Genomic DNA, 16,565 nt, shown 5'->3' on the forward strand with positions numbered 1-16,565 from the left:
GGAAGGTGGGTGAGGTTCCGGATGTGTCGGGCGGGTGTGGGACGCTGGCTGCGTGCGAGTAGCGGTGGTGGCCGGGCCTGATCCGGGGCATGCGTTTCCGGCGATTGCGTTGTGTGAACGATTGCTGGTGGCCGGGGACGAGCCGGTGCTGTTCACCAGCCCGCGCTGGTTCGACGCCGCGCGGGAGGCCGGGATCGGGGTGCGGCGGCTCAAGGGCCTCGCGCCTCGGGCCGAGGACGACGACAGTGACGCCGGGGCGCGGATTCATCAACGGGCCGCGCATATTTCGACGGAGATCCTGCCGGATCTGAGCGCCATGCTGCCCGAGCTCGTGGTGTCGGATGTGCTCACCGCCGGCGGCGGGATGGCCGCGGAGCGGTTGCGGCTGCCGTGGGTGGAACTGTCGCCGCATCCGCTGTACCTGCAGTCGAAGGGGTTGCCGCCCATCGGGAGTGGCCTCGCGGCGGGGGAGGGGCTGCGCGGACGGGCGCGGGACTCGGTGCTGCGCGGGCTGAGCTCGCGCGCCGTGCGACGCGGGGAAGTACAACGTGAGCAGGCGCGGGCCAGTATCGGCCTGCCCGCGCAGGATCCGGGGCCCGATGCCCGGCTGATCGCCACGCTGCCCGCCCTGGAGGTGCCGCGGCCGGACTGGCCGGAGAACGCCCACCTGGTCGGGCCCCTGCTGTGGGAGCCCACCGATCACATCCTCGACCTGCCGCCCGGCGACGAACCGCTGGTCATGGTCGCCCCCTCCACCGCCCAGACCGGCCAGGTCGGTCTCGCCGAGGCCGCGCTGGCGGCGTTCGAGGGCGCGGGCGTCCGGGTCGCCATCTCCACCCTCGACACCCCGCCCACCGACCTCCCGTCCTGGGCCACAGCCGGTTTGGGTCGTCAGGACGAACTGCTGCGCCACGCCTCGGTCGTGATCGGCGGCGGCGGACACGGTCTGCTCGCCAAGACCCTGCTGGCAGGGGTCCCGATCGTCACCGTCCCCGGCGGCGGCGACCAGTGGGAACTCGCCAATCGCGCGGCCCGCCAAGGCAGTTCCCTGTTCGTGCGGCCGCTGACCCCCGAGGCCCTGCGTGACGCGGTGAAACGCATCCTCGACGACCCCGCCTACCGGAGCGCCGCCGAGTCGGCCGCCGCCGGCATCGCCGACACCGTCGACCCCGTCGAGATCTGTCACGCCGTGGTGCGCTGACACCGCCTGCTCGGCGAGAGCCGGACCAGCTGCGCGAGCTCCGAACCAACCGGTCGCGCACGAGCCGGGCGATCCGGTCGGACCGGTAGGCCACCGGCCGGATCCGGTCGGTGGCGTAGGCTCGCGGCCGTGCGGCTGACGGAGTTTCAGGAGTTGATGCATACCGAGTTCGGCACGGCGCGCGCCGACGCGCTGCTGGCCGATCACGTGCTGCCGTCCATGGGGCGGACCGGCGCGCAGGCCATCGAGGCGGGGGTCGATCCCCGCGACGTGTGGCGGGCGCTGTGCGCGGAATTCGATGTACCGAAGTCGCGCTGGTGAATTCGGGTTACCCGGCCGACTGCTCCGACTGGGTCTTCTTCGCGTAGTGCCGCGTCGCCTTGGCGCGATTCCCGCACGCCGCCATGGAATGCCAGCGGCGGGTGCCGTTCTTCGAGGTGTCCAGGAACCACAAAACACAGTGCGGGTGCGCACACTGCTTGATGCGTTCGGGGGAGCTCGCCAGCAGGTGTAGCAGGTTGTCGGCGGCGAGCCAGGCGGGTAGCCAGGCCGGGTCGGCGACCTCGGGGACCCCGGCCGGGCCGTCAGGAGTCAGAGCGCGGCGGATGCGGCCGTGTGCGAGCACCGCATTGAGACCGTCGGCGATGTGCGGATCGTCCGCGGAGTCGGCCTTGACCACGCGCAGGATCGCCTCCCGAGCGGCGAGCAGCGCGTTCAACGTGTCCTCGTCGGCGGGGGCGTCGAGGTTGTTGTCGGCCAGCCACTGCCGGGCGCCGGCCACGTCGGTGAGCAGATCCTGCGGGCCCGTCTGCGCGATCCAGCGCGTGTTGAGCAGGTCCAACGCGGGCGGTTCACCGAGGTGGGGGCGTGGTTCGGGCACGTCTGAGGGTAACCGGCTCCGTGTCGTCATCGGATCATCCACTCCCTTCTAACCAGGCAAATCAACTATAGGGGTTGACGCCGGGTGATCCCTGCGATTAGCTTCTAACCTGTCAAACCAACAATATGGGTTAGATCATTCCGAAGGGATTCATCATGACCGCACCCGTCCTCGCCACCGGGCACATCGGCCTCAATGTCACCGACCTCGACCGCTCGGTGTCCTTCTATCGACGCGCGCTCGGCTTCGAGCAGCTCGGCGCGGGCGGGGAGGGCGCGCAGCGCTTCGCCTTCCTCGGGCGGGACGGGCAGTTGCAGGTCACGCTGTGGCAGCAGAGCGACGGGGAGTTCTCGGCGAAAACTCCCGGCTTGCACCACCTCTCGTTCCAGGTCGACACCATCGACCAGGTCCGTGCGGTGGAGACCGCGCTGAAAGACCTGGACGTCGCGTTCGCCCACGACGGCGTCGTCGCGCATGGCGAGGGCGCGGCCTCGGGCGGCATCTTCTTCATCGACCCGGACGGCATCCGCCTCGAGGTGTACGCGCCGTCGGGTGCCGAGCACGCCCCCGCTCCCTCGGGCGGCGCCCCGACCTGCGGGTTCTTCTGAGCAGGAATATCGGACTCATACCGCGGGATTCGCATGACCGCGGCGCCTCCACACCGAACCGAGCCCCCGAACGGAGACGGACATGAACGACATACGGGTCCGGGACCTGCCCGGCGGGGTCGCCTATCACGCCGGGGAACTGGCGGTGCAGCGGCGGCTCGGCCAGGCCGACACCGCGCAGCGGGTCGGCCGGATGATCCGGCCCGACATTCCGGCTGCCGCCGCGCAATTCCTGGCCGAACAGCCGATGATCGTGCTGGCCGCCGCCGATGACGCGGGCCGTATGTGGGCAAGCCAGCTGGCCGGGGCGCCCGGATTCGTCCACGCCGCCGGTGAGCGCTCCATCGAGGTCGAGGCGATGCCAGTAGCGGGCGACCCGCTGGCCGAATCGCTGTGCGGCACAAGGCATGTCGGGATGATCGCGTTGCAACCGCAGACGCGCCGCCGCATGCGGGTCAACGGGGTGATCGCGCCCACCGCGACCGGACTGCGCATCGACACCGAACAGGTGTATTCGAACTGCCCGAAGTACATTTCCCGCCGAGGGGTCGAGGAATGGGTCGCGGGCGGGGCGCCGGAAGTGCGCCGCGGCACGGAGTTGGCTGCCGCGCAGCAGGAGCTCATCGCGCGCGCCGACACATTCTTCGTCGCCTCCGCCGACGCCGACGGGCACGCCGACGCCTCCCATCGCGGCGGCAATCCCGGGTTCCTGCAGGTGCTTTCCCCGAACCGCCTGCGCTGGCCCGACTATCGCGGCAACTCCATGTTCATGACCCTCGGCAATATCGCCGTCGATGCGCGCTGCGGCCTGCTCGTGCCCGACTGGCGCACCGGGACCACCCTGCAACTCACCGGAACCGCCGAGATCGCCTGGGACGAGGCGGTTTTCACGCCCGGCGCGCAATGCGCCATCGATTTCACCGTCACCGAGGTCGTCGAGATCTCGGGTGCCACGCCACTGCGCTGGACCGACCCCGAGCTGTCGCCAGTCAACCCCTGACCCCCGATCCCCGTCAACCCGAAAGGCTCACCGCCATGCGTCCCCCACTGCCGCCCTTCGATCTGGAATCCGCGAAGCAGAAGGTTCGCGCCGCCGAAAACGCTTGGAACACCCGCGATCCCGAGAAGGTCGCGCAGGCGTACACCGAGGATTCCGTCTGGCGCAACCGCGACGAATTCCTCACCGGCCACGCCGAGATCGTCGACTTCCTGAAGCGCAAATGGTCCACCGAGAACGGCTACGCCCTGCGCAAGGACCTGTGGACCTTCACCGAAGACCGCATCGCCGTCCGCTTCCAGTACGAATGGCACGACGACGAGGGCCAGTGGCATCGCAGCTACGGCAACGAACTCTGGGAATTCGCGCCCGACGGTCGCATGTCGCGTCGCGAAGCCAGCATCAACGATGTGCCGATCGCCGAGTCCGAGCGCCGCATCTTCGGCCCGCGGACGCCCGAAGAGGACAACGCACCCCTTCCCCTGCGGTAGCAACAAGATCAAGGAGCTCTCACCGAGGGGAATCCGGACAGATTCGTCGGTGAGAGCTCACTGATCGTGGGTGCCCGGGCATGCGGACGCGCGCCGGGACGGGCGCGGCAGACCGGCTTCGGGTGGTGAGCCGGGTCAGGCGAGCTGTGCGGGTTCCGGCGGGGTGATGACCGGGGCGTGCGTGGGGCGGGAGGCGCGGGCGTACAGGGCGAAAACCAGTGCGCCCGCAAGGATTCCGGTCACCCCGGCCGTCATCGTCGCGGTGTTCAAGCCGTCGACGAAGGCGTGGCCGGGTGTCTTTCCGGAGCCGACGTTGCGGAAGACGGTGCCCAGCACGGCGACTCCCAGCGCCAGGCCCAGCTGCCGCGCGGTATTGATCGCCCCGGCCGCGGTGCCGCTCTGGTGCGGCGGGACCGCCGCCAGGCCCACCGCCACCAGCGGCGGGGCCATGATGCCGACGCCGGCGCCGATCAAGAGATAGCCGGGAATCGTGGCGGTCCAAGAGGATCCGAGGTCGATGAGCGTCAACAGCGTGCTGCCCGCGCCGATGACTACCAGGCCGCCGCCGATCGTCCACTGCGGTGCGACATCGTGCAGCAGCCGGCCGAAGACGCCCGAGACCAGGAAGGCGCACACCGACAGCGGCAACATGGACAGTCCCGCCCGCAGCGGGGTCAGGTGCAGGTACTGCTGCAGCCACAGCGAAAGCAACGGGCTCGTGGAGAACGCGGCGAAGCTCAGGCCGGCGGCGGCGATCAGCGTGGCGGTGAAGCCCGCCCCGCGCAGCAGGGCGGCAGCATCGGTGCGGCGCTGCTGGATTCGACGACGACGAACGCCGCCAGCGCGACCACGCCGGTGATCAGCGCCGGCGCGGCCCCGCGATCACCCCAGCCGTGCTCGCCCGCGCGAATGATGCCGTAGGTCACGGCGGTCGCCGCCACCGTGAAGCTCAGCATGCCGGCCAGGTCCACGCGGCGGTCGGCACGGCGTGGCGACGGCCCGAAAGCGATGGCGGACAAGGCGATCGCCAGCGCGGCGATCGGCAGGTTGACGAAGAAGATCCACCGCCACGACAGCAGATCGGTCAACGCGCCGCCCAGTACCACGCCGACACCGGCGGCCGCGCCCGACACCGCGCCCCAGGCGCTGAACGCGATCCCGCGATCGCGGCCGGTGTAGGTGGCGTGCAACAGCGACAGCGTGGTGGCCAGCATGGCCGCGCCGCCAATGCCCTGTGCCGCGCGCGCGGCCACCAGGACACTCGGCGATCCGGCCACCCCGCAGCCCAGACTCGCGGCCGCGAACAAGGCGAGACCGATCAGATAGGTGGGTTTCGCGCCGAACCGGTCGGCCAGCGCGCCGAGCATGAGCAGCAGGGCGGCCAAGGCGAGCGCGTAGCCGTCGATGACCCATTGCAGTCCGGACAATCCGGCGCCCAGATCCGCGGCGATATCGGGCAGCGCGACATTCACGATGGTGACGTCGATGAGGAGCATGAACGAGCCGAGGCACGCGGCCAGCAGCGGAAGCCATTTCCGCACGGGAACCTCCAGGGAGCGATTTCGTCACCTAGACTGGCCACGAAGGCTGGTATCCCCTAGCTGTACCGCTGCAGGCGAAAGATTCCTCCCATGGATGCTGAACACGCGGATGAATCCGCCATTCTGGATACGCTCGACAAACGGATCATCCACGGCCTGGTCACCGACGCGCGCATCCCGTTCGCCCGGCTCGGCGCGATTCTCGGCGTGTCCGAGCAGACCGTCGCCCGCCGCTACCGGTCGCTGCGGCGGCGCGGCCTACTCCACGTGGCCGGGCAGGTGAATACGGTGCCGCTCGGTCGCACCCGGTGGATCCTGCGCATGCGGACCGCGCCGAATCGGGCGGTCGCATTGGCCGAAGCGCTCGCCCGGCAACCGGACGTGAGCTGGGTTTCCCTGCTGGCCACCGGATTCGAGGTCACCTGCGTGTGCCGGCCGCGATCGGTGGAGCGGCAGGACGAGCTGCTGTTGCGGATGATCCCGCGCGCCACCCAGGTGCTCGAGCTGACCGTGCACGAGGTGATGCGGCAGTTCCCGTTCGCCGAGGAGTGGCCGCGCTACAGCGGGCTGCTCACGGCCGAGCAGCTGCGTGAACTGGGGCCGCGGCCGCCCATGTGGGAGCCGCGGGGGCCGGAGAGATCGGTCCAGCTGTCGCGGGAGGACGAGGCGATGCTGGCCATCCTCGGGCGCGACGGGCGGGCTTCCTACGCGCGGATCGCGGGCGTCACCGGGTGGAGTGCGAGCCGGGTGGCGCGGCGCATGAGCGAGCTCATCGAATCCGGGGTGCTGTACTTCGATCTCGACTTCGCCTTGGAGCGAATGGGTTACGTGTCACGGGCCATGCTGTGGATGCGGGTGCGGCCCGGGGATCTGGAGGCGGCGGCCCGGGCGATCGCCACGCATCCGGAGGTCGCCTTCGTCGCGGCGACCACGGGGACCGCGAATCTGGTGGCCGCGGTGGTGTGTCACGACACCGCGCACCTGTACCGGTATGTCACCGAGTCGCTGGGGGTGCTGCCGGGGATCAACGATGTGCAGGTGCTGTCGGCGTTGCGGATGTTCAAGCAGTCGTCGACGCTGTTGGATGACCGGAAGGTGGGGATCGTGCCCTGAGGCCGGTCAGCTTGCCGATCGGTTGCTACCAGGTGTTTCGCGTGTCGTTCAGCGCGTCGCTTGCATCGAACACCTGTTCGTCTAAGCTCGTCGTCGGAAGTTGTCGGTGCCTCCCTCTAACGTGGGCGCCAACCACAGTATGAGACTCACCCGTTGAGAAGGGGACAGACGATGGCACCTCCGGCTTTCGATCGTGACAAGGCCCTCGAACTGGCGTTGGCGCAGATCGAGAAGGGCTTCGGCAAGGGCGCGGTCATGCGCCTGGGAGAAGAGGCGCGCCAGCCGATCGCGGTGATTCCCACCGGATCCATCGCGCTGGACGTCGCTCTCGGCATCGGCGGCCTGCCGCGCGGCCGCATCGTGGAGATCTACGGCCCGGAATCCTCGGGTAAGACCACCGTCGCACTGCACGCGGTCGCCAACGCGCAGGCCAACGGCGGCGTCGCGGCGTTCATCGACGCCGAGCACGCGCTGGACCCGGACTACGCCCGCAAGCTCGGTGTCGACACCGACGCGCTGCTGGTCTCCCAGCCCGACACCGGTGAGCAGGCGCTCGAGATCGCCGACATGCTGGTGCGTTCCGGCGCCATCGACATCATCGTCATCGACTCCGTCGCCGCCCTGGTGCCGCGCGCCGAGATCGAGGGCGAGATGGGTGACAGCCACGTCGGTCTGCAGGCCCGCCTGATGAGCCAGGCGCTGCGCAAGATGACCTCGGCGCTGAACAACTCCGGCACCACCGCCATCTTCATCAACCAGCTGCGCGAGAAGATCGGCGTTATGTTCGGCTCCCCCGAGACCACCACCGGTGGTAAGGCGCTGAAGTTCTACGCCTCGGTCCGCCTCGACGTGCGCCGCATCGAGACGCTGAAGGACGGTTCCGACGCGGTCGGTAACCGCACCCGCGTGAAGGTCGTCAAGAACAAGGTCTCGCCGCCGTTCAAGCAGGCCGAGTTCGATATCCTCTACGGCTTCGGCATCTCCAAGGAGGGCTCGATCATCGACATGGGTGTCGATCAGGGCTTCATCCGCAAGTCCGGCTCCTGGTACACCTACGAGGGCGACCAGCTCGGCCAGGGCAAGGAGAACGCCCGCAAGTTCCTGCTCGAGAACACCGACGTGCGCGACGAGATCGAGAAGAAGATCAAGGAGAAGCTCGGCATCGGCGCAGACGTCACCGCCGAGGAAACCGCCGCCGACTTCTGACATGACCTCGCGGGATTCCGAAGGGCCCCGGCGCACCCCGCCGGGGCCCACCCCCCAACTGGACGCGGTGGAACGCCTCCGCCGCCAACTGGAATCCCGCGACGCCAAGTCCGCCCGCCGCGGATCCCGCCCCACCACGCCTCGCTCCGCCGAGCCGAGCCACGACCTCTTCGGCCGCGATTCCGCCGACCCCTACGCCTCGGCAAGCGGCTGGAACTACGGCCCATCCGGCGGCCACGCCGACGCCTACCACGCCGCCCCCGAACGCGGTTCCACGAGCGATGACCGCTCCACCTGGCGAACCGCCGATGACGCACCGACTTCGTCCGACTCGGCTCGGTCGAACTCCCATACCGCGGATTACGATCCGGAAGCCCCCGGCTCCGCAGGCCCCGAGCAGCGAGCCCGCCACGACAGCGAATCCTCGACCGCGCAAGCGGCTGTCGGTGGGCGCGAACCCGATTCGAAGTCTGCGGCTCCGGCTGACCGGCTGGCTGCGGCACGCGCCGCCTTGGCCGAGGCCACCGCTGTCGCCGCAGCCAATGCGGCAGCGAACGCAGCTGCGTCGGAGTCACGGGGTCGGCGGGGGAGTCGGGAGAAGACGGCCTCGGCGGAACAGTCGAGCACTGCCAGGGATCAGGATGAGGGGATCACCCGCCGCAGGGGACATCGGGATAGCAGGAACTCGGTTGCGGGGGAAGCGTATTCACGCGATGACGAGTATTCGACTTCGGGGGAGTCGTATGGCCGAGATGAGGAGAATTCGGGTCCGGGGTCGGATGGCGGCAGGCCCGATGCGGATCGGGCTGGTGGACGTGGCCGTCGCGGTGGTCGTCGGCGCGACGAGTACGGGGAACGGGCTGCTGGGGGCGATGGCGCCTACTCCGAGGAAGACGACAGTCGGCGTGGGCGGGGCGGTCGTCGTCGGCGCGGGGCGTATGCGGACCGCGCCGGGGGTGATAGTCCAGATTTCGACGATGATGGGAGTCGTCGCGGGCCGGGACGTCGCCGTGGACGGAATGGGTCCGGTGAGGAGTCGGCCGGATCGGGCGCGCCCGCTGGTGGCGGCACCGAAGCGCAGGCGAAGGATATCTGTCTGCGTCTGCTGACGGACCGGGCGCGGAGTCGGTTCGAGTTGGCTGATCGGCTGGCCGTCAAGGGTTTCAACGCCGATGTGGCGAAGCGGGTGCTCGATCGGCTGACCGAGGTCGGGTTGATCGACGATGCGGCTTTCGCGCAGCAGTGGGTGCATTCGCGGCACACGTATGGGGGCAAGGGGAAGAAGGTGCTCGCCGAGGAATTGCGGCGCAAGGGGATCGCACCCGAACACGCCGAACCGGCACTGGAGGCGATCACCCCCGCCGACGAGCTGACCCGCGCATCGGACCTGGTCCGCCGCAAGGCCGCAACCCTCTCCCCGGAACTCGACCGAGACAAGGCCGTCCGCCGCCTGGTCGCGATGCTGGCCCGCAAGGGCTACAACCCCGGCACAGCGTTCGAAGTGGTGACCACCGAACTCCCGCCCCAACCCACCCCCCGCCGCGAAGCCCCGCCCGCCGCCTCCGAGCCGCCCGCCGACCCGAACCCCACCCACCCCCGCCGCGAGCCCCCCTCCGACGACACCGAATCCGCAACCGAACTGATCCGCACCAAACTCCGCACCCTGTCCCCAACCCTCGACCGCGAAACAGCCACCCGCCGCCTGGTAGGCCTCCTGGCCCGCCGCGGCTACACCTCCGCCACCGCCTACAAGGTCGTGACCACGGAGCTGAACACCGCCGACTTCGGCAGCGGCGCCCCCGATCGAGCCGACCGGATATCCACTGGAACAGCGGCCTCCCCGCGCCGCTCGAAGCTCTCGTCCCCGCCCCCGACCGACTCGGCCGACGATGACGAGCAAGCCCGTGCGGCCGAACTGGTGCGTGCGAAAATCCGCACGCTCCCCCGAAACCTGGACCACGCCAAGGCAACCCAACGCCTTGTCGGTCTCCTGGCCCGGCGCGGCTTCAGTGCATCGACGGCCTACGCGGTGGTGAAAGCCGAACTGGCCGAGGCCGATCGCTCGGGTGACTGATCACCACCGTTGAGGCTCACTTCGCCGGCGCGCGTAGGTAGTCGCGCTGGGCGCAGGAGTTCGGCCGATGTCCACTGGACGGCAGGTCAGTGCAGGACCCCGCCCGGGCGGCGGGTGGACAGCGCGCGGCGCGCATGCCGGTGCCCGGCGTGGCGGAGCGGGCGCTGGGCGGCGAGGTGCGGTGACTCGGGCTCCACAGGTTTCTCCCGGCGGGCGGTGCGCAGCCGGTGTGCGGCCTCGCGGGTGAGGTGGGCGCCGAGGATGGCGGCGAAGCTGGTGAGCCCCGCGAGGAGCGGGGCGAGCACCGTGGCCAGGAAGAGCCCGAAGACGAATTCTCTTCGAGCGCTGACGTCTTCGGTCATGAAATTCAGTATGCGAGCTGGGGGAGCGGCTTGTCCGGCGGTCGGGCAAGCCGCACCGGTCAGTTCGGCGGTTTCTGCAGGGAAACGTCGGACACCATGGCGTCCATGCCGGGCGGGGCGGTGATGGTGCCCGCCGCGACCACGGCTCGGGAGCCGCGTTTGCGGGTGCGCAGCCACTTCTCGACGCGGGTGGCGAGCACGGTCAGCGTGTAGTTAATGATGATCATGATGATGGCGATCACGATCAGCGACGGGATCGGGTTCTGCTGCGCGGCACCGAGTTGGGTGCCCGAGCGCACGATCTCGAGGTAGGTGATCTGGTAGCCGAGCGCGGAGTCCTTGAGCGCCACCACCATCTGCGAGATCAGCGCCGGCATCATGGCGGTGACCGCCTGCGGGAGCAGGATCGAGACCATCACCTGGGTTTTGCGCATGCCCAGCGCCACGGCCGCCTCGGTCTGCCCCTTGGGCAGCGCGCGGATGCCCGAGCGCACGATCTCGGCGATGACCGATCCGTTGTAGACCGTCAGCGCCGTCACCACCGCCGCCAGCGCCAGCTGATCGGAGGGGAAGGCGTTCTGCTTGGCGAACAGGTAGTAGAGGAAGATCATCAGGACCAGCACGGGAATCGCCCGCGAGACCTCCACCACCACGGCCGCGAACCAGCGGATCGCCCGATGATCCGACATGCGCAGAATGCCGAACAGCATGCCCAGCACCAGCGCCAGCACGATCGACAGCGCCGCCGCCTCGAGCGTGCCGCGCAGACCCGGCAGCAGGTAGGTGCTCCAGACCTGGCTCTCGGTGAACGGCTTCCATTTGGCTTCGGTGAACTGCCCCTTGTCGGCGAGCCCCCGGTAGACGAACCACAACACCGCGGCGACAGCGGCGATCGCGATGACCGAATAGATCCGGTAGCGCACCCGGGCGCGGGGGCCGGGCGCGTCGTAGAGCACGGACGCCGCGGTCATCGCGCCACCTCGTATCGTTTGGCCAGCCAGCCGAAGAACAGGCCGGTCGGCAGGGTCAGGATCACGAACCCGAGCGCGAAGATGGCGCCGATATTGAGCACCGCCGCCTCGTTCTCGTTCATCTCCGCCATGAGCAGCGCCGCCTCGCCGACACCGATGGCCGAGGCGATGGTCGAGTTCTTGGTCAGGGCGATGAGCACACTGCCCAGCGGCGCGATGACCGCCCGGAAAGCCTGCGGCAGCACCACCATGCGCAGGTTCTGCCCGAAGGTGAACCCCAGCGAACGGCCCGCCTCCGACTGCCCGAACGGCACCGTGTTGATGCCCGCTCGCAGCGACTCACAGACGAAAGCCGCCGTGTAGACGCTCAACCCGACGATCGCGAACCGGAAGTTGTTCTCGGAGATGCTGTTCGGTCCCTCCGCCGCGAGCCGCAGCCCGAGCGTGGAGTACAGGCCGATGGAGCAGAACACGATGATCAGCGTGAGCGGCGTGTTCCGAATGATGTTGACGTACAACGTGCCGATCAAGCGCGCGATCGGAATCGGCGACACCCGCATGCCCGCGACGAGGGTGCCGAGAATCAGCGCCCAGAACCCCGAATAGAGCGTCAGCTTGATGGTCACCCAGAACGCGTCGAGCAACTTGGTGTGATAGTTGGAGATCAAGTCGAACACGACTGCCCCATTCCTCCGATCGGAAAACGAAGCGTGCCAGGTGATTCCGTGAGCGATGTCAGCGGGAAATCACCCGGCACGAATCCGTGGATCAGTACCGGTCGACCTTGGGCGGCTCGGGAACCTGGAAGCCGGTGGCGCCGAACTCCTTCTCCAGCGCGGCCTTCCACGCCCCGGAGGCGATCATGGCGTCGATGGCGTCATTGATCTTGCCGCGCGATTCGGTGTCGCCCTTCTTCACGCCGATGCCGTACTTCTCGACGGTGAACGTGTTGCCGACCACCTTGAGCGCGCCCGGCGACTGCGCCGCGTAACCGCGCAGGATGATGTCGTCGGTGGTGACCGCGTCGACCGCGCCGGACTTGAGCGCCTCCACGCACAGTGAGTAGGTGTCGTACGTGATCAGCTGCACCTCATGGGCGGCGACGTACTTGTCCTTGATGTTCTGCGCCGGGGTGGAGCCCTTCACCGAGCACAGCTTCTTGTTGCCGTTCAGCGAATCCGGTCCGGTGATGTCGGTGTTGTCCGACCGCACCAGCAGCGACTGCCCGGTCTGGAAGTACGGGCCCGCGAAATCGACCTTCTCCTTGCGCTTGTCGGTGATCGAGTAGGTGGCGACGATGAAATCGACCTGCCCGTTCTCGATCAGCGTCTCGCGCTGCGCGGACGGCGACTCCTTGAAGGTGATGTTCTCCGCCTTCACGCCCAGCTTGTCGGCCACGTAGGTGGCGACGTCGACGTCGAAGCCGCTGAAGCTACCGTCCTTGTTGTGCAGGCCCAGGCCCGGTTGGTCGTACTTGATGCCGATGGTGAGTTTGCCGTCGGCGGCGTGCTGGCTGGCGGTCTTGTTGCTGCTGCCGCCGCACGCGGTGACAGCGAGAGCCAGGGCAGCCACTCCGGCGGCGATCCTGAGCGCGGGGTTGATCCTCATCGAACGTCCTGTTCTCTTGTGGAGTCAGTGGGAGAGGATCTTGCCGAGGAAGTCCCTGGCGCGATCCGATTTCGGTGCGGTGAAGAAGGATTCGGGTTCGGTGTCCTCGACGATCTGCCCGTCGGCCATGAACAGCACCCGATTGCCGGCGCGGCGCGCGAAGCCCATCTCGTGGGTGACGACCAGCATGGTCATGCCGTCGCGAGCCAGCCCGACCATGACCTCGAGCACCTCGGACACCATTTCCGGGTCGAGTGCGGAGGTGGGCTCGTCGAACAGCATCACCTTCGGGCTCATGGCCAGCGCGCGGGCGATGGCCACGCGCTGCTGCTGTCCGCCGGAGAGCTGCGCCGGATACTTGTCGGCCTGATTGGCGATGCCGACCCGGTCGAGCAGCTCCAGTGCCCGGGCTCGCGCCTTGGCCTTGTCGGTGCGGCGCACCTTCACCGGCGCCAGCATCACATTGTCGAGAATTGTCTTGTGCGCGAACAGGTTGAACTGCTGGAACACCATGCCCACGTCGGCGCGCAGCTTGGCGAGGGCCTTGCCTTCCTCGGGCAGTTTCACCCCGTCGACGGCGATCTCACCGGAATCGATGGTCTCGAGCCGGTTGATGGTTCGGCACAACGTCGACTTGCCGGAGCCCGAGGGTCCCACCACGATCACGACCTGCCCCTTGGGCACTTCGAGATTGATGTCACGCAAGACGTGCAGCGAGCCGAAGTGCTTGTCCACATTCCGCATCGAGATCATCGGCGCGGGAGTGCTGATGGAATCGGCCACGTCGGTCATGACCAGTGACCCTAACCACCTTGCGCCCGAAATGCTCGTCTTTGCCGGTCCGGCCCGGGTTGTGCCGAGACTCGACACCCGCGCGTAACCAGCGATTGACGCCGCCGAGACCAGCTCGGCCGGTCGGGCGTTGATTCGGCGACAATTCGGCGACCATCCACGGCACGGCCGCGGGGTCTGGGTGCGCGCGGCACGGACGGGTTTCGGCCGAGGCCCGGACGGGTTTAGGGCCTCCGCCGAGCAGCTATTACCCTGGTTGGGTGAATTCCCCGGCCCGGACCTACGAGGTCCGCACCTACGGCTGCCAGATGAACGTGCACGACTCCGAGCGGCTCTCGGGTCTGCTCGAGGACGCCGGCTACGTCAAGGCCGTGGCCGGCGATACCGCTGACCTGGTCGTCTTCAATACCTGCGCGGTGCGCGAGAACGCCGACAACAAGCTGTACGGCACCCTCGGCCACCTGGCGCCGATCAAGGCCGAACGCGAGGGCATGCAGATCGCGGTCGGCGGCTGCCTGGCGCAGAAGGACCGCGACACCGTGGTCAAGAAGGCGCCCTGGGTGGATGTGGTGTTCGGCACCCACAACATCGGCTCGCTGCCGGTGCTGCTGGAGCGGGCCCGCCACAACGAGCAGGCCCAGGTCGAGATCATCGAATCGCTCGAGGCGTTCCCGTCCACGCTGCCCGCCAAGCGCGAGTCCGCGTACGCGGGCTGGGTGTCGATCTCGGTGGGCTGCAACAACACCTGCACGTTCTGCATCGTTCCGGCGCTGCGCGGCAAGGAGGTCGATCGGCGGCCCGGCGACGTGCTCGCCGAGGTGCAGGCGCTCGTCGAGCAGGGCGTGCTCGAGGTGACGCTGCTGGGTCAGAACGTGAACTCCTACGGCGTCTCGTTCGCCGACCCCGAAGAGCCGCGCGACCGTGGCGCATTCGCGAAGCTGCTGCGCGCCACCGGCACGATCGAGGGCCTCGAGCGGGTCCGCTTCACCTCCCCGCACCCGGCCGAGTTCACCGACGACGTGATCGAGGCGATGGCCGAGACCCCGAATGTCTGCCCGCAGCTGCACATGCCGCTGCAGTCCGGCTCGGACCGCGTGCTCAAGGCCATGCGCCGCTCCTACCGCAGCGCCAAGTTCCTCGGCATCATCGAGAAGGTGCGTGCCGCCATGCCGCACGCCGCCATCACCACCGACATCATCGTCGGCTTCCCCGGTGAGACCGAGGAGGACTTCCAGGCCACCCTGGACGTGGTGCGGCAGGCGCGGTTCACCAGCGCGTTCACCTTCCAGTACTCGATCCGCCCGGGCACCCCGGCCGCGACCATGCCCGACCAGCTGCCCAAGGAGGTCGTGCAGGAACGCTACGACCGGCTGATCGAGCTGCAGGAGCAGATCTCGCTCGAGGGCAATCAGGCGCTGGTCGGTTCGACCGTCGAACTGCTGGTCGCCGAGGGCGCGGGCAAGAAGAACGACAAGACCGCCCGCATGTCCGGCCGCGCCCGCGACGGCCGCCTGGTCCACTTCCGCCCGACCGCGAACCCGGCGCCGGGCAGCGAGATCCGGCCCGGCGACATCATCACCATCGACGTCACCGGCGCGGCCCCGCACTACCTGATCGCCGACGGCGAGGTGCTGAGCCACCGCCGCACCCGCGCGGGTGATGCCCATGAGCAGGGCATCACCCCCAAGACCGCGCCCATCGGCGTCGGTTTGGGCCTGCCGAGCATCGGTGCGCCGGTGGTGGTCGAGACGGCGGCGGCGGGCTGCGGGTCCGCCTGCGGCGAGTAGTCGCAGGTGGGGGTCGCTGGTCAACTACGCTGCGTCATAGGGCAGGATCGCGGGAGACGTGCGCCGTCGGCTCTTCGCCCGCGCACGCCGCACCCAGTCACGGCGCGGGAGCGCTACGGCGTCAGCGAGGATCAGCATGACCGAGCAGCAGCCCACCGGCTCCGACGAGCCTCGTGACCGGCCGGAGCAGCCGGAAGGCGAAGCAGCACAATCGGATACGGCGTCGCAGCAGGCGCCCGACGCGAACGAGGAGAGCATGAAGGCGGCCGACCACAGTCAGGACTTCGAGCAGTTCCGCGCGGACCTCGAGGCCGTCGAACGCAAGATCGCCGGCGAGATCGACCCGGGCATGCGCGCCATGGTGGTCGCCGGTTCGGTGTTCGTGCTGCTGGCCTCGCTGGTGCTGCCGCACGCGGGCAAGACCCGCGGCTTCGACGTGCTGCTCTACGACACCGTCGCCCAGGCCGACCACATCGGCCTGCCGTCGCGGGTGTTCGTCTGGTTCGTGGTGATCTTCGGCATCGGTTTCTCGGTGCTCGCGCTCATCACCCGCCGCTGGATGCTGGCCTGGATCGCCGTCGCCGGTTCCGCCGTCGGCAGCGTCTTCGGCGTGCTGTCCATCTGGCACCGCCAGACCCCCGGCCTCGGCAACTACCACGGCGCCGGCCCCGGCGCCGGCCTCATCCTGGCCACCCTCGCCATCATCGTGCTGACCTTCCACTGGGTCCGCGTGGTCTGGGCCCGCACCTCGGTCCAGCTGGCCGCCGAGGAACAGCGCCGCCTGGCCGCCGCCAAGGCCGAGGACCAGCAGCGTCGCCGCCTCTTCGGCGAGGACTGAGCCGCGGCACGATATTTCGACAGGCCCGGTCGCAACCGAATCGGTTGTGACCGGGCCTTTTCGTGGGATCTCCAGCGTTCCGCCGAGCGAGGCGGT

Annotated in this window: 17 protein-coding genes and 1 pseudogene; 10 read left to right on the forward strand and 8 right to left on the reverse strand. The window is 68.8% G+C overall.

Features of this window, described 5'->3' with window-relative positions; all coding sequences use genetic code 11:
• Positions 1 to 52: 52 nt before the first annotated feature.
• A complete protein-coding gene (locus ABZ412_RS21275) occupies positions 53 to 1,201 on the forward strand; it encodes a nucleotide disphospho-sugar-binding domain-containing protein (protein ID WP_357282870.1) in 1,149 nt (382 codons plus the stop codon).
• Positions 1,202 to 1,330: 129 nt separating this feature from the next.
• A complete protein-coding gene (locus ABZ412_RS21280) occupies positions 1,331 to 1,522 on the forward strand; it encodes a DUF3046 domain-containing protein (RefSeq protein WP_357282872.1) in 192 nt (63 codons plus the stop codon).
• Positions 1,523 to 1,529: 7 nt separating this feature from the next.
• Here ABZ412_RS21280 and ABZ412_RS21285 read toward each other — a convergent pair whose 3' ends face one another.
• Positions 1,530 to 2,081, reverse strand: a complete 552-nt coding sequence (locus ABZ412_RS21285; protein ID WP_357282873.1) for a CGNR zinc finger domain-containing protein — start codon at positions 2,079 to 2,081, stop codon at positions 1,530 to 1,532.
• Between the two features lie 155 nt (positions 2,082 to 2,236).
• Here ABZ412_RS21285 and ABZ412_RS21290 point away from each other — a divergent pair, with 155 nt between their 5' ends.
• From ABZ412_RS21290 to ABZ412_RS21300, 3 genes are all read left to right on the forward strand, one after another.
• On the forward strand, positions 2,237 to 2,689 hold the full coding sequence (locus tag ABZ412_RS21290) for a VOC family protein (protein ID WP_357282875.1): 453 nt from the start codon (positions 2,237 to 2,239) through the stop codon (positions 2,687 to 2,689).
• Positions 2,690 to 2,771: 82 nt separating this feature from the next.
• Entirely contained in the window at positions 2,772 to 3,689 is a 918-nt protein-coding gene (locus ABZ412_RS21295) for a pyridoxamine 5'-phosphate oxidase family protein (protein ID WP_357282877.1), read from the forward strand.
• A 35-nt stretch (positions 3,690 to 3,724) separates the two neighbouring features.
• Entirely contained in the window at positions 3,725 to 4,177 is a 453-nt protein-coding gene (locus ABZ412_RS21300) for a nuclear transport factor 2 family protein (protein ID WP_357282878.1), read from the forward strand.
• 135 nt (positions 4,178 to 4,312) lie between these two features.
• Here ABZ412_RS21300 and ABZ412_RS21305 read toward each other — a convergent pair whose 3' ends face one another.
• Together ABZ412_RS21305 and ABZ412_RS21310 are read right to left on the reverse strand one after the other, a co-directional pair.
• On the reverse strand, positions 4,313 to 4,888 hold the full coding sequence (locus ABZ412_RS21305) for an MFS transporter (RefSeq protein WP_357282880.1): 576 nt from the start codon (positions 4,886 to 4,888) through the stop codon (positions 4,313 to 4,315).
• A gap of 44 nt (positions 4,889 to 4,932) precedes the next feature.
• Positions 4,933 to 5,718, reverse strand: coding sequence for an MFS transporter (locus tag ABZ412_RS21310; RefSeq protein WP_357282881.1), 786 nt, complete (start codon positions 5,716 to 5,718; stop codon positions 4,933 to 4,935).
• Between the two features lie 90 nt (positions 5,719 to 5,808).
• Between ABZ412_RS21310 and ABZ412_RS21315 the strand changes: the two genes are divergently transcribed.
• The 3 genes and pseudogenes from ABZ412_RS21315 to recX all read left to right on the forward strand — a co-directional run.
• Complete coding sequence (locus ABZ412_RS21315) at positions 5,809 to 6,831, forward strand: AsnC family transcriptional regulator (protein ID WP_357282883.1); 1,023 nt, start codon at positions 5,809 to 5,811, stop codon at positions 6,829 to 6,831.
• A gap of 171 nt (positions 6,832 to 7,002) precedes the next feature.
• Positions 7,003 to 8,037, forward strand: coding sequence for a recombinase RecA (gene recA, locus ABZ412_RS21320; RefSeq protein ID WP_357282885.1), 1,035 nt, complete (start codon positions 7,003 to 7,005; stop codon positions 8,035 to 8,037).
• 1 nt (position 8,038) lies between these two features.
• Positions 8,039 to 9,556 (forward strand): annotated as a pseudogene (gene recX, locus ABZ412_RS21325) (recombination regulator RecX); the annotation flags it as partial.
• 641 nt (positions 9,557 to 10,197) lie between these two features.
• On the opposite strand, the gene ABZ412_RS21330 reads toward recX, so the two are convergent.
• From ABZ412_RS21330 to ABZ412_RS21350, 5 genes are all read right to left on the reverse strand, one after another.
• Positions 10,198 to 10,473, reverse strand: a complete 276-nt coding sequence (locus ABZ412_RS21330) for a hypothetical protein (RefSeq protein WP_357282887.1) — start codon at positions 10,471 to 10,473, stop codon at positions 10,198 to 10,200.
• 59 nt (positions 10,474 to 10,532) lie between these two features.
• Positions 10,533 to 11,444, reverse strand: a complete 912-nt coding sequence (locus ABZ412_RS21335) for an amino acid ABC transporter permease (RefSeq protein WP_357282888.1) — start codon at positions 11,442 to 11,444, stop codon at positions 10,533 to 10,535.
• A complete protein-coding gene (locus ABZ412_RS21340; RefSeq protein WP_357282890.1) occupies positions 11,441 to 12,121 on the reverse strand; it encodes an amino acid ABC transporter permease in 681 nt (226 codons plus the stop codon). Before ABZ412_RS21340 ends, ABZ412_RS21335 begins: the two co-directional genes overlap by 4 nt.
• 91 nt (positions 12,122 to 12,212) lie before the next feature.
• Positions 12,213 to 13,052 carry a glutamate ABC transporter substrate-binding protein gene (locus ABZ412_RS21345; protein WP_357282891.1) on the reverse strand — a complete coding sequence of 280 codons (840 nt, stop codon included), beginning with the start codon at positions 13,050 to 13,052 and terminating at the stop codon, positions 12,213 to 12,215.
• Between the two features lie 24 nt (positions 13,053 to 13,076).
• Positions 13,077 to 13,805 carry an amino acid ABC transporter ATP-binding protein gene (locus ABZ412_RS21350; protein ID WP_357096756.1) on the reverse strand — a complete coding sequence of 243 codons (729 nt, stop codon included), beginning with the start codon at positions 13,803 to 13,805 and terminating at the stop codon, positions 13,077 to 13,079.
• Positions 13,806 to 14,104: 299 nt separating this feature from the next.
• Between ABZ412_RS21350 and miaB the strand changes: the two genes are divergently transcribed.
• Positions 14,105 to 15,631 (forward strand): tRNA (N6-isopentenyl adenosine(37)-C2)-methylthiotransferase MiaB, encoded by a 1,527-nt coding sequence (miaB, locus tag ABZ412_RS21355; protein ID WP_357282893.1) that lies wholly within the window; start codon positions 14,105 to 14,107, stop codon positions 15,629 to 15,631.
• Between the two features lie 256 nt (positions 15,632 to 15,887).
• Positions 15,888 to 16,469 (forward strand): hypothetical protein, encoded by a 582-nt coding sequence (locus ABZ412_RS21360; protein WP_357283190.1) that lies wholly within the window; start codon positions 15,888 to 15,890, stop codon positions 16,467 to 16,469.
• Positions 16,470 to 16,565: the final 96 nt, after the last annotated feature.

It is taken from the genome of Nocardia sp. NPDC005746 (genome assembly GCF_040630785.1).
GTDB lineage: Bacteria > Actinomycetota > Actinomycetes > Mycobacteriales > Mycobacteriaceae > Nocardia.

What these genes read in the sequence shown, in the direction of transcription:
- ABZ412_RS21290 (WP_357282875.1), top strand. Translation starts at nt 2,237, where the DNA reads ATGACCGCACCCGTCCTCGCCACCGGGCACATCGGCCTCAATGTCACC.
- ABZ412_RS21295 (WP_357282877.1), top strand. Translation starts at nt 2,772, where the DNA reads ATGAACGACATACGGGTCCGGGACCTGCCCGGCGGGGTCGCCTATCAC.
- ABZ412_RS21300 (WP_357282878.1), top strand. Translation starts at nt 3,725, where the DNA reads ATGCGTCCCCCACTGCCGCCCTTCGATCTGGAATCCGCGAAGCAGAAG.
- ABZ412_RS21315 (WP_357282883.1), top strand. Translation starts at nt 5,809, where the DNA reads ATGGATGCTGAACACGCGGATGAATCCGCCATTCTGGATACGCTCGAC.
- recA (WP_357282885.1), top strand. Translation starts at nt 7,003, where the DNA reads ATGGCACCTCCGGCTTTCGATCGTGACAAGGCCCTCGAACTGGCGTTG.
- ABZ412_RS21330 (WP_357282887.1), bottom strand. Translation starts at nt 10,473, where the DNA reads ATGACCGAAGACGTCAGCGCTCGAAGAGAATTCGTCTTCGGGCTCTTC.
- ABZ412_RS21335 (WP_357282888.1), bottom strand. Translation starts at nt 11,444, where the DNA reads ATGACCGCGGCGTCCGTGCTCTACGACGCGCCCGGCCCCCGCGCCCGG.
- ABZ412_RS21345 (WP_357282891.1), bottom strand. Translation starts at nt 13,052, where the DNA reads ATGAGGATCAACCCCGCGCTCAGGATCGCCGCCGGAGTGGCTGCCCTG.
- ABZ412_RS21350 (WP_357096756.1), bottom strand. Translation starts at nt 13,805, where the DNA reads ATGATCTCGATGCGGAATGTGGACAAGCACTTCGGCTCGCTGCACGTC.
- ABZ412_RS21360 (WP_357283190.1), top strand. Translation starts at nt 15,888, where the DNA reads ATGAAGGCGGCCGACCACAGTCAGGACTTCGAGCAGTTCCGCGCGGAC.